The organism is Pseudoalteromonas sp. SG45-2, from assembly GCF_014164115.1.
In the GTDB taxonomy this organism is placed as follows: Bacteria; Pseudomonadota; Gammaproteobacteria; order Enterobacterales; family Alteromonadaceae; genus Pseudoalteromonas; species Pseudoalteromonas distincta.
The window spans coordinates 182,032-196,977 of the sequence record NZ_JACJEO010000001.1 but is presented as its reverse complement, the minus strand read 5'-3'; the positions used below and the strand labels follow the sequence as shown (position 1 = coordinate 196,977).

Annotated in this window: 13 protein-coding genes; 2 read left to right on the top strand and 11 right to left on the bottom strand. The window is 39.1% G+C overall.

What is annotated here, in order from left to right:
• Position 1: 1 nt before the first annotated feature.
• The 5 genes from H5116_RS00845 to thrS form a co-directional block, all read right to left on the bottom strand.
• Positions 2 to 1,819 (bottom strand): M14 family metallopeptidase, encoded by a 1,818-nt coding sequence (locus H5116_RS00845; RefSeq protein ID WP_182674173.1) that lies wholly within the window; start codon positions 1,817 to 1,819, stop codon positions 2 to 4.
• 441 nt (positions 1,820 to 2,260) lie between these two features.
• Positions 2,261 to 2,620: a 50S ribosomal protein L20 gene (gene rplT / locus H5116_RS00840; RefSeq protein WP_002960711.1), complete on the bottom strand. Its 360-nt coding sequence runs from the start codon at positions 2,618 to 2,620 to the stop codon at positions 2,261 to 2,263.
• 15 nt (positions 2,621 to 2,635) lie between these two features.
• The gene (gene rpmI / locus H5116_RS00835; RefSeq protein ID WP_002960713.1) at positions 2,636 to 2,836 is read right to left on the bottom strand and encodes a 50S ribosomal protein L35; all 201 of its coding nucleotides are present in this window, start codon (positions 2,834 to 2,836) and stop codon (positions 2,636 to 2,638) included.
• 211 nt (positions 2,837 to 3,047) lie between these two features.
• The gene (gene infC, locus H5116_RS00830) at positions 3,048 to 3,608 is read right to left on the bottom strand and encodes a translation initiation factor IF-3 (RefSeq protein WP_002960714.1); all 561 of its coding nucleotides are present in this window, start codon (positions 3,606 to 3,608) and stop codon (positions 3,048 to 3,050) included.
• A 59-nt stretch (positions 3,609 to 3,667) separates the two neighbouring features.
• Positions 3,668 to 5,578, bottom strand: a complete 1,911-nt coding sequence (gene thrS, locus H5116_RS00825) for a threonine--tRNA ligase (RefSeq protein WP_024595638.1) — start codon at positions 5,576 to 5,578, stop codon at positions 3,668 to 3,670.
• A 354-nt stretch (positions 5,579 to 5,932) separates the two neighbouring features.
• Between thrS and H5116_RS00820 the strand changes: the two genes are divergently transcribed.
• Both H5116_RS00820 and H5116_RS00815 read left to right on the top strand, forming a co-directional pair.
• Positions 5,933 to 6,379: a DUF3010 family protein gene (locus H5116_RS00820; protein ID WP_024595637.1), complete on the top strand. Its 447-nt coding sequence runs from the start codon at positions 5,933 to 5,935 to the stop codon at positions 6,377 to 6,379.
• Between the two features lie 185 nt (positions 6,380 to 6,564).
• On the top strand, positions 6,565 to 8,298 hold the full coding sequence (locus H5116_RS00815; RefSeq protein ID WP_182715348.1) for an AMP-binding protein: 1,734 nt from the start codon (positions 6,565 to 6,567) through the stop codon (positions 8,296 to 8,298).
• Between the two features lie 142 nt (positions 8,299 to 8,440).
• On the opposite strand, the gene hflX is transcribed toward H5116_RS00815, so the two are convergent.
• The 6 genes from hflX to H5116_RS00785 all read right to left on the bottom strand — a co-directional run bounded on the left by hflX (position 8,441) and on the right by H5116_RS00785 (position 14,868).
• Entirely contained in the window at positions 8,441 to 9,790 is a 1,350-nt protein-coding gene (hflX, locus tag H5116_RS00810) for a GTPase HflX (protein ID WP_024595635.1), read from the bottom strand.
• Positions 9,791 to 10,117: 327 nt separating this feature from the next.
• Positions 10,118 to 10,588: a DUF1456 family protein gene (locus tag H5116_RS00805; protein ID WP_182715347.1), complete on the bottom strand. Its 471-nt coding sequence runs from the start codon at positions 10,586 to 10,588 to the stop codon at positions 10,118 to 10,120.
• 117 nt (positions 10,589 to 10,705) lie between these two features.
• A complete protein-coding gene (locus tag H5116_RS00800) occupies positions 10,706 to 11,950 on the bottom strand; it encodes a lipoprotein-releasing ABC transporter permease subunit (protein WP_182715346.1) in 1,245 nt (414 codons plus the stop codon).
• Positions 11,940 to 12,638 carry a lipoprotein-releasing ABC transporter ATP-binding protein LolD gene (gene lolD, locus H5116_RS00795; RefSeq protein ID WP_007375330.1) on the bottom strand — a complete coding sequence of 233 codons (699 nt, stop codon included), beginning with the start codon at positions 12,636 to 12,638 and terminating at the stop codon, positions 11,940 to 11,942. Before lolD ends, H5116_RS00800 begins: the two co-directional genes overlap by 11 nt.
• Positions 12,631 to 13,848, bottom strand: a complete 1,218-nt coding sequence (locus tag H5116_RS00790; RefSeq protein WP_033029508.1) for a lipoprotein-releasing ABC transporter permease subunit — start codon at positions 13,846 to 13,848, stop codon at positions 12,631 to 12,633. The genes lolD and H5116_RS00790 overlap by 8 nt, the downstream gene beginning before the upstream one ends.
• A gap of 147 nt (positions 13,849 to 13,995) precedes the next feature.
• Positions 13,996 to 14,868, bottom strand: a complete 873-nt coding sequence (locus H5116_RS00785) for a LysR family transcriptional regulator (RefSeq protein WP_182715345.1) — start codon at positions 14,866 to 14,868, stop codon at positions 13,996 to 13,998.
• Between the last annotated feature and the right edge of the window lie 78 nt (positions 14,869 to 14,946).

Genomic DNA, 14,946 nt, shown 5'->3' with positions numbered 1-14,946 from the left:
ATTAAATTTCTTTACTTTTTTGATCTGGAATAACAACTTCTTCTTCGAATGACATAAGTATTGGATACTTTAAGTACGCTTGATCATAAAATGGACTTTGTTCATATAACCAGTTTAATCGAGCTTCTGCGTCACTCGCGAATGATTTATCTTTAAGTTTTTCATCAAACTTAAGCGCAAGCTTTGGGTTATCTTTTAGCATTTGGCGTGCATACGGAATTAGCGCATAGTTTTCCATGTACTCGGTACGCTGAAAAATAGTATTAAACTCACCCCACGCAAAAAATGAATCAGGAGCTTCTGGGTGCAATAAATGCACAGCAAGCTCACCTGCTTTTTGTTGAGTATTGACTTGATACCAACCATCTAAATCTACATTTATAGCAGGGACGTAATCAAAAGTTGCTGATACTCTAAAACGCCCTTCAAATGGTGCTTTATCAAACGTGTAGTCAGCCACCTTTGCAACTTTCAAAGGCTGTGTGTTTGCCCCTTCAAGTTTATTAATAGAGACACCATGTAACTTTAGTTTCTCAATAATGTTGCTATATACAGGCGGAATAAAAAAAGCTTTAGGTACTTCAACTGTATGTTGTACATCTTTTTGCCAATAAATAGGTAAGTCAGTATATGTATGTGCTTTACCCAAATATTTCACTTCATTTTGACCCGAAAGTGAATTCATGCTTGATGAATATTCAATGCCTTTAAACTGCGCAATCGTATCAGCTTGCTTAGCATAGCCACGCTTTACTATTAACTGTTTAGGAACAAATTCTTGTTCTTTTTTTACTGCATTAGCTAATTCATGACTGTGCTTTGATAGCGCAGTAATAGCACCATCTAAAAATACATAAGTTCCCAATACACGTTGCTTGTAAGGCTTCAATGAATGATTTTCGACTAAAATAGTCGGCAATGACTTTAAATCCCCCCAACCATTTGAAAAACGTGGCGTAGCAACCCAGCCCGCTAACCCTTTTTTAAAGTCGCGCTTGTCCATAACAAAAACAAGTGGTCCTGGGATGTGTCCTTGCTTCGCTAGCGTATCGTCAATGAGAGGTTTAAAAAACTGGTTTAATGTATCTGATACCGCAGGCGATTCGCTCGAAAATACCGGATTGTAACCATAAGTCACATCGTATTGGTAATCTGCGCCGTCGGTAACGTGTACATCAATGTATAAATTTGGGTTGTAGTCGTTAATAACCTTTAAAACACTTCTAACTTCTGGGGTATCTAATTTAGTAAAATCACGATTTAAATTAAGGTTATTAGCATTTGTTCTAAAGCCCATTTTTGCAGGGCCCCGTTGATTAATGCGATTGAATGCACTGCTACGTTCGTGGCCATCTACATTTAAAATAGGAATAAATAATATGTTTACCTTTTTTAAAATGTCACGGCGCTTACCCGTCGCTATATCTCTGAGTAACATAAACATGGCATCTTTACCGTCTATTTCACCAGAATGTATTCCTGCCTGGATAAAAATAGTTGGCTTAGTGCTATTAGCCATTTGCCTTGCTTCAAAAAAACCTTGCTCACTGGCAATTAGCATTTTTATTGCACGCTTACTATTACTATAGCCAATGGTTTGAGATTGAAACTGAGTAGGGTTTGCAGCAACTAACCTATCTACAAATGCCATTGTATTTGCATAATCGGGCGACGCTTCACCTGCAGATAACTCAAAGTCAGTAGTTAACGGGCCTTGTTTTTGTAAAAGCTCTACGCTTTTCCCCTGCCACTCAATGAGTGGAGGTAAGTGTGCGTCATACGCCACACTTGCAGATAAAATTAGTAAACTTGCAAACATATAATTCTCTAACAAACGCCTTAATTATATAAATTATATCAACTAAATTTTTTATAATGAGGAAACTGCGGTGATTCAACAAAAAAATGCAGCAAAATACATTTCAATCATTCACACCTGTTTTTTTAGGCTTTATAACCTTATTAAGTATTATACCAATGCGCAATAATACTTAATCATTTTGCGGGGCTAAACATGTCGCTACCTGCGTTAAAGAACTCTCATTTACGTCTGCATGGATGCAGAAGGTAGAGCAATGCAGGAGCAATTGCCGAGAACAACTAAATAGCGAATTTTTTGCCTAGCTATCAACACGTTTTTCCGCCCTCAAAATAGATCATTTAATTAAGCGAATTAGTATTAATCATTGGTTTAAGTTACTAAATTACAGGCACAAAAAAAGGAGCCATAGGCTCCTTTTTAATACTTATATAAAAAAGCTTAAGCGGCTAGGCCTTCTTTTGCTTTTTCTACAAGCGCTGCGAATGCAACTTGGTCGTAAACAGCGATATCTGCAAGGATCTTACGATCGATTTCTACAGAAGTCTTTTTAAGACCATTGATAAAACGGCTGTAAGACAGACCATTTTGACGTGAAGCAGCATTGATACGTGCAATCCATAATTGACGGAAAGTACGTTTCTTCGCACGACGGTCACGGTAAGCGTATTGACCCGCTTTAGTAACAGCCTGGAAAGCTACGCGGTAAACACGTGAACGTGCTCCGTAGTAACCTTTTGCTTGTTTTAAAACTTTTTTGTGACGTGCACGTGCGACAACGCCGCGTTTAACTCTTGCCATTTCTAAAAACCCCTATTAAGCGAACGGTAACATACGTGAAACTAGACCATGGTCATTTTTATGAACCATCATCTTAGGACGTAGGTGTAACTTACGCTTAGAAGTTTTCTTAGTCAGAATATGACGAAGATGCGCTTGTTTACGCTTGAAACCGCCAGAAGCAGTCTTTTTGAAACGCTTAGCAGCGCCACTGTGACTTTTTAGCTTATAAGCCATTGCAATAACTCCAATTGTATTGCTTTTAAATTAGTAAGCAGGCGTGAGATATATTTCTATAGCTCCACTTTTAGGCCTAACTTACTGCCATGTTCCGGTGAAGACCCAACATAAATGCCGCAATCTTGCTTTAAGACCGGTTAACTCAGGTGAATATTCGCATATTGCTTGCAGACCTGAGCTAATTTCGGTGCGTATTATCGCTTAAAAATTATTTTTTAGCAACAGGCGCCATCATCATAACCATTTGGCGGCCTTCAACACGATTTGGGAAAGACTCAACTACTGCAAGCTCTTCTAAATCGGCTTTGATACGGTTTAATAATTCTATACCAATTTCTTGGTGAGCCATTTCACGACCACGGAAGCGGATAGTAATCTTAGCTTTATCACCAGCTTCTAAGAACTTACGTAAGTTGCGAAGCTTAACCTGATAATCACCTTCATCCGTACCAGGACGGAATTTGATTTCTTTTATCTGGATTTGCTTTTGCTTCTTCTTCTGCTCTTTTAGTTCTTTGCTTTTTTCAAAGATGAACTTACCGTAGTCCATGATTCTACAAACAGGCGGCTCAGCGTTTGGACTGATCTCAACAAGATCAACACCCGCTGCATCGGCCATAGTTTGCGCGTCTTGTAATGACTGAATTCCAGCTTGTTCGCCTTCAATGTCAATTAAACGAACTTCTTGCGCTGTAATTTCTTCGTTAATACGATTTTTTTGAGCTGTTTGTTGCCCTTTCTTGCCGCCTCTAATAGTACGTTCCTCCAAGAATATCAATAATATAAGCGTGTAAATGGCTGTTTGTTAATGCCTTACACGCTCGATTTTTACTGTCGATTTTTAATTTCTTCACTAATTTTAGCTACAAAATCATCAACATTAAATTTGCCAAGGTCTTCACCTGTGCGAGTACGCACTGCTACTTCTTGCTGTTCAACTTCTTTATCGCCAACAACAAGTAAATATGGAATACGCTTCAGTGTATGCTCACGGATTTTAAAGCCAATCTTCTCATTTCTCAAGTCAGCAGCGGCTCTAATTCCAAGTTTATTTAATTTTTGTACAACTTCTTTAACATAAGGAGCCTGTTTATCGGTAATATTCATAATTACCACTTGCTTTGGTGCAAGCCACGTCGGGAATAAACCAGCGTACTCTTCAGTTAAAATGCCAATAAAGCGTTCAATAGAACCTAAAATAGCACGATGTATCATTACAGGTGTACGACGCTCGTTATTTTCTGCTACATAAGTAGCACCTAAACGACCCGGTAATGCAAAGTCTAATTGCACTGTACCACACTGCCACGCTCTGTCTAAACAATCGTACAAAGTAAATTCAATCTTAGGACCGTAAAACGCGCCTTCGCCCGGAAGATAATCAAATTCAATATCGTTTAGCTTAAGTGCATCAGCTAAAGCAAGCTCTGCTTTATCCCACATATGGTCTTCACCAATGCGTTGTTCTGGGCGAGTAGATAGCTTAACTACAATCTTCTCAAATCCGAATGTTTCATATGTATCATAAACCATCTTAATACACGCTGACACTTCGTCCATTATCTGCTCTTCAGTACAGAAAATGTGAGCGTCATCTTGTGTAAAGCCACGTACACGCATTAAACCGTGTAGTGCACCTGATGGTTCATTACGATGACAACAACCAAATTCAGCCATACGAAGTGGTAAATCACGGTACGATTTTAAACCTTGGTTAAAGATTTGCACGTGACCAGGGCAGTTCATTGGTTTAATTGCGTATTCACGTTTTTCAGACTCAGTGGTAAACATTGCTTCTGAATATTTTTCCCAGTGACCTGATTTTTCCCAAAGTGAACGGTCCATCATCATTGGACCTTTTACTTCTTCGTACTCATATTCGCGTAATTTTTCACGTACAAATTCTTCAAGCTCGCGGTAAATGCTCCAACCATCGTTGTGCCAAAATACCATGCCTGGCGCTTCTTCTTGCCAATGCCATAAATCAAGCGCTTTACCAATACGACGGTGATCGCGTTTTTCAGCTTCTTCAAGGCGCTTTAAATACGCTTTAAGTTGCTTTTTATCGCCCCACGCGGTGCCGTAAATGCGTTGTAGCATTTTGTTTTCTGAATCACCACGCCAATATGCACCCGCCACTTTCATTATTTTAAAGTTTTGGCAAAATTTCATGTTAGGAACGTGAGGTCCACGACACATGTCTACGTATTCTTCGTGATGATATAACCCAGGACGGTCATCTTTAGCGATGTTTTCGTCCAAAATTTCTATTTTGTATGTTTCGCCACGCGCTTCAAATGTATCGCGTGCTTCTTGCCAGCTTACTGTTTTTTTCACTACGTCGTAGTTGGTTTTTGCAAGTTGCAGCATACGCTTTTCAATTGCTTCAAGATCATCTTGTGATAGTGAGTGTTCCATATCGATATCGTAGTAAAAACCGTTATCAATGGTAGGACCAATTGCCATTTTTGCGTCTGGGAAAAGTTGCTTAACTGCATGACCGATTAAGTGAGCACAAGAGTGACGAATGATTTCAAGGCCGTCATCGTCTTTAGCGGTAATGATCTCAAGACGAGAGTCATCACTAATTAAATCACATGCATCAACACGGTCGCCATTTACACGGCCCGCAATGGTCGCTTTAGCTAAACCAGGACCAATGTCGTTTGCAACATCAAGCGTGCTTACAGGGTTTTCAAAACTACGTTGACTTCCGTCTGGAAGAGTAATAACTGGCATTATAAATCCTTGCTACAGTGGTGACACCTACAATGTATCACGTGTATTTTTAATAAATTAAATGAGAATGACTCGACAACGCTTTTACGAATAAGCATTGACTAATATATGTAGATGAGGAGTCTATTCAACTACAAAGATATATTGTCGCGTGCCGCGCATTTAATTACAAGTTTAAAGGGGTGAAATCGACCCGTTTTATCCACAAAATGTAGCTTTTAAAGCAAAAAAATCATTTTATTAAAATATAAAAGCATCAATGCAGTAATTACGCGCCTACAGCTATACCCACACTCGCATTTTAATGTGCGTTGCGTATAATACTGCGTAATTAAGTTATTTTAGAGAATAGACATGAGAACATGTGGTGTAGAAATTACCGGTAGTGATGTACTACTTTGTATTTTAAGTAAAGATAATGACGTATTTGATATTCGCGATGTGCGCCAAACACGCTTTACCTTAGGTAACGGTAACGACACTGAAGTAATGCGTAAATTTCAATTCGATTTTGCAAAACTAATGCAAGATTACCAAATTGATTCTGTTGCAATTCGTGAGCGTCAGCCTAAAGGTAAATTTGCTGGCAGTGCAAAAGGCTTTAAAATGGAAACTGCAATTCAATTAATCAACAACTTAGATGTACGTTTATTTACTACAACTGAAGTTAAAGAGCAGTTAAAACGCAACCCCATCCCTATTGATTTTGAAGAAACAGGCCTTAAAAAGTACCAAGAAAATGCTTTTGTAAACGCTTACGTTTATATCATGAAAAAAACATACCGCAGCGACGAAATGTAAACTCATTACTCGTTTAAAAACGCGTACTTACATTGTAAGACGCGTTTTTTTGTGTCTAAAAAGTAGTATTAGCTTTTATTAATCTAATAATACATTAGTCTAACCGTACTTCTCTTTGTCGACAATATGTGTTTATTTTAACTTTGTAGTTTACATAACTCACACACATTTTCATGGAGAGAGCAATGCACGCACACACTACCCCGGTAAAAGAAGTAGACCAAATAAATCACTTGCCGTTATCTCAAAGCTACTTTAAAGGTATACAAAGCACACCTTTAACAAATTCAACTATAGGCGATTACTTTGACTTCATTGTCGACAAAAACCCAGAGGCGTTAGCTGTTGTAGTTCATCACCAAGGTATTAGATTAACGTATAAAGAATTTCAAAAAGAAGTTAATCAGCTTGCTATGGGGTTACTTGCCCTTGGCGTAAAACCAGGTGAGCGCGTTGGTATTTGGTCTCCTAATAATATTGAGTGGTGCTTAACCCAATTTGCAACGGCAAAAATTGGCGCAATAATGGTGTGCATCAACCCGGCATATCGTCCTAACGAATTACAATATGCTTTAAATAGTGTTGAATGCTCAACTCTAATCACAGCATCAAATTTTAAAGGCAGTGATTACTTAGAAATGCTTAATGGTTTAGCGCCAGAACTTGCAACTTGCGATAAGTACACACTTAATTTAAAAGCACTACCCACTCTTAAAAATATAATCCGCATTGGCGATGAAGCATCTCCTGGTATGCACTCTTTTAATGATGTTATTAACTTGCCAACAGCAGCTCATGAGCTTGAATTAAAAGCAATAGGTGAAAACTTAAATGCTGATCAAGACATCAATATACAATTTACATCAGGTACAACAGGCAACCCAAAAGGCGCAACGCTCACTCATAAAAATATTTTAAATAATGCGCTATTCGTCGCCGAATCTATGCACTTTACGAGCGATGACAAGTTATGTATCCCTATCCCGTTATATCATTGCTTTGCAATGGTATTGGGTAGCTTATTGTGTGTTAGTAAAGGTGCAGCAGCCATTTACCCTAGTGATTCGTTCGATGCAAAAACCACGCTTGATGTAGTTCAACAAGAAGGATGTACAGCGCTGCACGGTGTACCTACTATGTTTATTAGTGAGCTTGAGCTGAGTAACTTTAACGATTATGACCTAAGTACTTTACGCACGGGTGTAATGGCAGGCTCTACATGCCCAGAGCAAGTAATGCGCAAAGTACAAACACAAATGAACATGCATCAAATACTGATTGCTTACGGGCAAACGGAGTGCAGCCCCATAAATAACATTACCGAAACAGACTCTTCAATAGAGCGGCAAGTAACAACGGTTGGCCGCGCACTTGCCCATACCGAGGTTAAAATAATTGACGAGCTGGGTAACATTCAAAAAATTGGTCAACCTGGCGAAGTGTGTAGTAAAGGTGCAGGCATAATGCGCTGCTATTGGAATGACGAAGCTAAAACAAAAGCCACAATAGATGACGAAGGTTGGCTGCACTCTGGCGATTTAGGTGTCATGGATACAGAAGGGTTTGTTACGATTGTTGGGCGTATAAAAGATATGATTATTCGCGGCGGCGAAAACATTTACCCTCGAGAAATAGAAGAAGTACTTTACACCTACCCTGGCATTCAAGATGCTGCCATATTTGGTATAACCGATGAAAAGTATGGCGAAGAAGTGTGCGCTTGGATCCAACCAAAAGAAGATGCTGTACTTGATGAGCAAGCAATTCGTGAGTTTTTAAAAGACAAACTAGCCTACTTTAAAATGCCACGACATATCCGTTTCGTAGAAAACTACCCAATGACAGTAACAGGTAAACTGCAAAAATTTAAAATGCGCGAGCAAATGCAAGAAGAGCTAAGCGACAACGCTTTTTCCTAGTTTCGTCTTTAAGTAACTGAGGCTCTGGGTAGGGAATTTATCTCAGAGCTATGTTCAGAGCTAGCAGCGTTAAATTTACGTATGTTAGGACTAATACTAAAAAGCACAGCCAATTGGCTGTGCTTTTTATGTACTGAATTTATTATAAATTCAACATTCTCTTTTTTAAACGTTCTAAATCAATCGCACTCGAACGCACTGTTAATTTAATATGGCTGTATTCATATTCTTCTTTAACAACACTCATACTCGATCGAATTTCGCCCACAATACCTTTAGCTGTGTACGGTATAACAATCTCTTCTTCAATCATGTCCTCTTGAGCAATGCCAATAATATATTTGTGCAGTTTACTAATATCATCTGGATTACGTGTAGAAGTCATCATCGCATCAGGAAACTCATCCATTAGCGACTGCTGTTGATCAGTACTTAATTGGTCTGACTTATTCAGTACTAATAATTTTTTGCTACCTTCTACCCCAACTTCTGCCAGTACTTTATGTACTACTTCAAGTTGTGAGCGAAAAGAAGGATCTGAAGCATCTACAACATATAACAGTAACGACGCATCATGTGCCTCAGCGAGCGTTGAATGAAATGAAGCAACCAAATCATGAGGTAATTTTTTAATAAAACCAACCGTATCTGAAACCAATATACGAGGCTGGGTAATCGGATACAGCGCGCGAACAGTGGTATCTAGCGTTGCAAAAAGTTTGTTTTCGCCTTCTACATCACTACCTGTAATTGCGCGCATCATTGATGACTTGCCCGCATTGGTATAACCAATTAAAGCCACTGAGAATAGCTCAGAGCGCTGCGTACGTCTGTCCATCATTACATCTTGAACACTAACAAGTTCGCGCTTTAATTCTGCTAACTGATCGCGCACCTTACGGCGATTTAGCTCAAGTGTGGTTTCACCCGCACCTTTACCCATTTGGCGTTCTTTATCACCTGTTGATGTTTCACGAAGCCGTGGCGCGACATAATTAAGGCGAGCAATTTCAACTTGTAATTTTGCTGTTTTAGTACGCGCATGACGGCTAAATATTTCAATGATAATACCAGTGCGATCAAATACTTCTACACCTAATTGGTTCTCAACATTACGCAGTTGAGAAGGCGTTAAATCGCAGTCAAATACCACTACATCGGCACATGCAAACTCTAAATCGTTTGATGGAATTTCTGAGGATATTTCGGTTAAAGGGTCTTCATCAAGTAAATCATCTTCTTGCTCGTTTTCAACCATCCCTTTATTGCCGGTAAGGTGTGCTATTTCAGCTAGTTTTCCTGAGCCCAGTACATTAACTTTTTGGGTAGAACTTTGCTTTTGCGATTGTGTACCTACTACTTTAAAGCCTAATGTAGTTACCAAACGAGCAAGCTCTGCAAGCGATTCTGTTGCTTCGTCGCCTTTAAATTGTGGTGTACTAATAGAAATAAGTAATGCATTAGGAAGTGATGGTTTTGCAGTTAGTTGCATAATTTTTTATATGTTAATGCACCTAAAGTGCAAACCTAATTTTCATTCGAAAGTAACTTGATCCTACGCTGTTATGACCGAGCTTTACAGCGTTATAGCTTACGAATGCAATTATTATCTTTATTTTGCCAAAATTAGCGTTAATCTGTGAACTATTTGTGCGGGGGCAATATAATTTTTACACGCAAGTAAACCAATAAGTAACTTGGTGTTGTTATAAATGTATTTAATTATTAAGTGTTGGGGTTTACCATTGATAATAGGCTTTATGTAGCATTGCACATACACAAGCCCATTAATTAAAAGCTAATTAGCTAAAACCAGTTACTAAGCAGACTCTTCTGGACGATGCTGCTTTTGTACGCCGGTTAAAAACAAACGTAATATTTGATCGTTACAAACACGGTAATGTTTGTTATCTACTTTACGAGAAAATGCGCTTAACTCATGCTTACTTAAATCAAAATCAACAAGTGCAAGTGTTGCTATAACATCTTCTGCTTTCATATTTAAAGCAATACGTAGCTTCATAAAGATAATATTGTTGTTTAGCTTTTTCTCTGGCTCTGGTTGCTCACCTTCGCGTTTGCCACGTTGGGTATTAATAAACCCATTTAAAAAGCTTGCAAACTCAGTATCACTTATTGGGGTAAAAGCCTCTTCACCTTCTTTAGTTAACCATGCAATTACTTTCTCTTTGGTGACCGTATGCTCTGCTGATGCAAAAACATTGACCATAGCAGTATCAGTTAAGTTAAAAGTGTAGCGAATGCGGCGTAAAATATCGTTATTAGTCAAAGTAAATCCCAAAGTGAGGTATAGCAACCAAGCAGTTATTGCTTAATTTTAAATAAGCACCTAGTTTAACAGGTTTACTAATACCACCCTATTAATTTTTATCTGAGCTTCTTATACCTAGTTACCAAGCACCTTGGCAGGATCTACGCGCGTTGCTTGCCATGCAGGATAAATAGTGGCAAGTATCGCAAGCACAAACGTAACAATCACTGTAATACCAATGTCTTCAAGTACTAATTTACTTGGTAAAAACTCTATAAAATAAACGCCCTCAAGTGGATTGGCTCCAAATAATTGGCTTATCCACGTAAAAAGCTCACTTATATTAAGCGCTAATACCACACCAATTAGTGTCCCTAGTGCCACGCCTACAAATGCTTGCATTAAGCCTTGCATTACAAAGGTGGCTAAAATAGTACTGTCTTTCGCGCCCATGGTTTTTAAAATTGCGATATTGCCTTGTTTTTCGCGTACTTCCATCACCAAGGAGGACACAATATTAAAACTGGCTACCGCTATAATTAAAAACACCACAATATAAACAATGGTACGCACCATTTGAATATCTTGATAAAGGCTACCTTGGGTTCTAAACCAACTGGAAACATACACGTAGTCGTCAATAGTTTGCCCTACTTTTAGCGCTATTTGGTGCGCCGAAAACACATCATCAACACTTAAACGCAGCCCTGTTACTTGGGTTTCATCGTAACCCAATGTTTGCTGTGCTTTGTTAAGATGTATAAATGCAGCGGTACTATCAATCGGTCCGCCCATTTCTATAACACCTGCAAGGTTAAGTGTTACGCGTTTAGGCGCTAATAATGATTGACCTTTTTGACTAATTTGCGGAATAAGTAATGTAATGTTATCGCCTACTTTGGCGTCTAACTGTTTTACTATTTGCTTACCTAAAATTACATCGTCAAGGCCTAACTGACTCACTAATTTACCACTGGTAAACTGGTTTACCGCCGATACATTACTCTCTAGCGATGGCTCAACACCTCGAATTTCTATCGCTTTTAGCTGGCTTTTATATTGCGCCATCCCATTCACTGCAATAAATGGCGCAGCCCCTGTTACATGCGGTTGTGTTTGTAAATCCTCAATTTTTTGCGACCAATTCGCGATGGGTCTACTTGGTGCTACATATTCAACCTGTGGCACAACACTTAGTAATCTATGTACTAGTTGCTGCTCAAAACCATTAATTACCGACAGCGCCACAATTAAAACCGCGACACCTAATAAAATACCAATAGTCGACGCTTTAGCGATAAAACTAACAAAGCCGTTTTTTTCATCTTTGTGGCCTGAATAGGCTCTAAAACGTTTACTTAAAAATGCACTAAGCAACATGCTGCGACTCTTTAATAGCTAGTTTTCCATCGTCTAAATAAGCTATTTTGCCCAGCTTATCGGCAAGTTCTAAATCGTGTGTAACTACCACAAAACTGGTGTTTAAGCTTTGGTTAAGCTCATTAATTAAATCGTAAATTTTAATCGCATTTTGTTTATCTAAATTACCGGTTGGTTCATCAGCAAGCACAAGCGCAGGTTTTGTAACCAGTGCACGGGCAATAGCCACGCGTTGGCGCTCTCCACCAGAAAGCGCAGACGGTTTATGCGAGCTGCGATGTGCAAGGCCTACTTTTTCGAGCATATCGAGCGCTTGAGCTTTGGCTTCTTTTGCACTCAAGCCTTTAATTAATAATGGCATAGCCACGTTTTCGACTGCGCTAAACTCCATTAATAAGTGATGAAATTGATAGATAAAGCCCAAGTTTTGGTTTCTAAATGCGGCTTGCTCTGTTCGCGAAAGTTTTGCAACTTCTTGGTTTTTAATTTTAGCGCTACCTGAGCTTGCGGTATCTAATGTGCCAAGTATGTGTAAAAGCGTACTTTTACCAGAGCCAGAACTCCCTACAATAGCGAGCATTTCACCTTGCTGCAGCGCTAAATCAACACCTTTTAATACTTCAACTTGGTTGCTGCCATCTTGATAAACTTTACTTAAATTTTCACAACTAATTACTAAATCATTCATAACGTAATACCTCTGCTGGTTTTACTTTTGCGGCTTTACGCGCAGGATATAAGGTAGCTAAAAAGCTCATAGCAATACTGGCAAACGCTATTATTACTAAACTCAAAATATCAAATTTTACCGGAAGCTCTATACCTGCCAATAAGTTTAAGCCCACTAATGCAAGTAGCTCATTTATATATAAACTAAATATTACACCTAAAAATGCGCCTATTGCTGTACCAATTACGCCGTTATATAAGCCTTGCACCATAAACACTTTTTGCACTTGCGAAGGCGTTAAACCTAACGTTTGTAGTATGGCCACTTCACCTTGTTTTTCGCTTACCATCATGGTTAATGCCGATACAATATTAAATACAGCCACCAATACAATGAGGGCAAGCAACATAGACATAATGCGCTTTTCCATAGCAACGGCTGCAAATAGAGTACCTTGGGTACTGCGCCAATCACTATAATTATGATCTTGTAAAATACGCTGGCTTGCTTCAATAAACTCATCTAGTTCGAAAGGTTCGTGCAATGAAACACTTAAATTTGGGGCAGTGTTTTTATCCAGCTTTAATACCCGTTGTAGTGAAGCGCCACTTGTAAACGCAAGTGCCATATCTATCTCAGATCCGGTTTCGTATATTGCGGCCACTTTAAATAAACGCTGGCTGGGTACTCGCCCAAGAGGTGTATATGTTGAAGCATTAGGCATAATAACGCGAAGCTTATCACCCACGCTAACGCCTAATTTACGACTCAAATAACGGCTTATAGCAATGTTGTAATTTTTGTTTAATACAGTTTTCCAATCGCCTTGCACTATTTTATCGGTAATTTTATACAAAGACCCGCTGTCGTTATAAAGGCCTTGTAGTAAAACGCCGTGCAAGTCTTTATTCGTTTGCAAAATAGCTTCGCCGTGGCGATATAAGCTTACATGATCAACATAAGGAGATTGTTCGAGGTCGGTTTTAAGGGTGCCCATTTGGGTGGCAGTATTTTTACCTGCGCTAACTTCAACATGCGGAATAAGTCCAAGCATATTGGTTTTTAGGCTATTTTCAAACCCGTTCATTACACTGCTTACCGTAAATAATGCCATTAAACCAATAGCGATACCGGCAATAGAAAAAAACGAAATAAACGATATAAACGCATTTCCTTTAGAGGAGCGACTATATCTAAGCCCTATAAATAAGCTAACCGGTTGAAACATATTATTTTTAACACTTATCGTAAAAGTATTGAGCAATAGTAGCACGAAAAAAGTGCCTTTGGGTATGGCGTAAAATGTAAGAAATAATTTAAAAATCTGATACTTGGCTATATTTACAGCAATACATGCTTAACCATTAATTCGCGATTAAGCTTTCAGCCCTTTAACTAAATAATCGAGCAATACCCGTACATTAGTCGCCACAAACTGCCTTGGTGGATATACGCCCCATACCCCTTCTTGCTGTGGTTGATAGGGTGTTAAAATAGGCACCAATTGCCCTGAGTTAATTTCGTTTTCAATGTAGTAGTCTGGGAGTTGTACAATACCGAGCCCCTTTTTTGCGCCATCCACCAGCGCCCAACCACTATTACACTGTAGCCGCCCTGCTATTTTAATGTGTTTATCGCGCCCATTTTCGTTTACGCGCCAGTAGCTACTATTCCCAATTAAACATTCATGGCTGTTTAGCTCGCCTAAAGTATGCGGCTCACCAAATCGCGTTAAATACTGCGGTGCAGCGCACATAATAAAACGCCGCGCACTTAACCTACGCGCTTTTAAGCTCGAATCTTTTAAATGCCCTAACCTTATGGCTAAATCAAATCCGCCCTCTAATAAGTTTTCTTGCTCGTTACTTAGTGTGGCAACAACTTCTACCTCGGGATGCTCCTTCATAAAATTATGCACTATGGGCATAATAAAGCTCTCTCCGTACATAACTGGTGCTGTGAGCTTTATTTTACCTTTAGGCGTACTTTGTTGCTGAGCAAGGCCTTGAGTTGCCTCGTCCATAGCGTATTGTAAGTGCTTTATTTGATGTAAGTACACTTCACCTTCTTTAGTTAAAACCACTTTACGAGTAGTACGAGTTAAAAGCTGGGTATTTAAACGTTGCTCAAGCGCCGTAACATGGCGGCTAATATGCGCAACCGAAAGCCCAAGCATTTTTGCAGCCGCAGTAAAGCTGCCCTCTTCACCAACCGCTATAAACTCATCAATTCCATCCCAACGTGCCATTATTACCATACTGTAAAAGTGTTTTAATAAAATTGAGATTATCATTATTTGAGAAACAAATACAATAAGCCCATCACC

Excerpts from the sequence above, each read along its gene's own strand:
- H5116_RS00845 (WP_182674173.1), bottom strand. The coding sequence starts at position 1,819 with ATGTTTGCAAGTTTACTAATTTTATCTGCAAGTGTGGCGTATGACGCA.
- rplT (WP_002960711.1), bottom strand. The coding sequence starts at position 2,620 with ATGGCAAGAGTTAAACGCGGCGTTGTCGCACGTGCACGTCACAAAAAA.
- rpmI (WP_002960713.1), bottom strand. The coding sequence starts at position 2,836 with ATGGCTTATAAGCTAAAAAGTCACAGTGGCGCTGCTAAGCGTTTCAAA.
- thrS (WP_024595638.1), bottom strand. The coding sequence starts at position 5,578 with ATGCCAGTTATTACTCTTCCAGACGGAAGTCAACGTAGTTTTGAAAAC.
- H5116_RS00820 (WP_024595637.1), top strand. The coding sequence starts at position 5,933 with ATGAGAACATGTGGTGTAGAAATTACCGGTAGTGATGTACTACTTTGT.
- H5116_RS00815 (WP_182715348.1), top strand. The coding sequence starts at position 6,565 with ATGCACGCACACACTACCCCGGTAAAAGAAGTAGACCAAATAAATCAC.
- hflX (WP_024595635.1), bottom strand. The coding sequence starts at position 9,790 with ATGCAACTAACTGCAAAACCATCACTTCCTAATGCATTACTTATTTCT.
- H5116_RS00800 (WP_182715346.1), bottom strand. The coding sequence starts at position 11,950 with ATGTTGCTTAGTGCATTTTTAAGTAAACGTTTTAGAGCCTATTCAGGC.
- lolD (WP_007375330.1), bottom strand. The coding sequence starts at position 12,638 with ATGAATGATTTAGTAATTAGTTGTGAAAATTTAAGTAAAGTTTATCAA.
- H5116_RS00790 (WP_033029508.1), bottom strand. The coding sequence starts at position 13,848 with ATGTTTCAACCGGTTAGCTTATTTATAGGGCTTAGATATAGTCGCTCC.
- H5116_RS00785 (WP_182715345.1), bottom strand. The coding sequence starts at position 14,868 with ATGGCACGTTGGGATGGAATTGATGAGTTTATAGCGGTTGGTGAAGAG.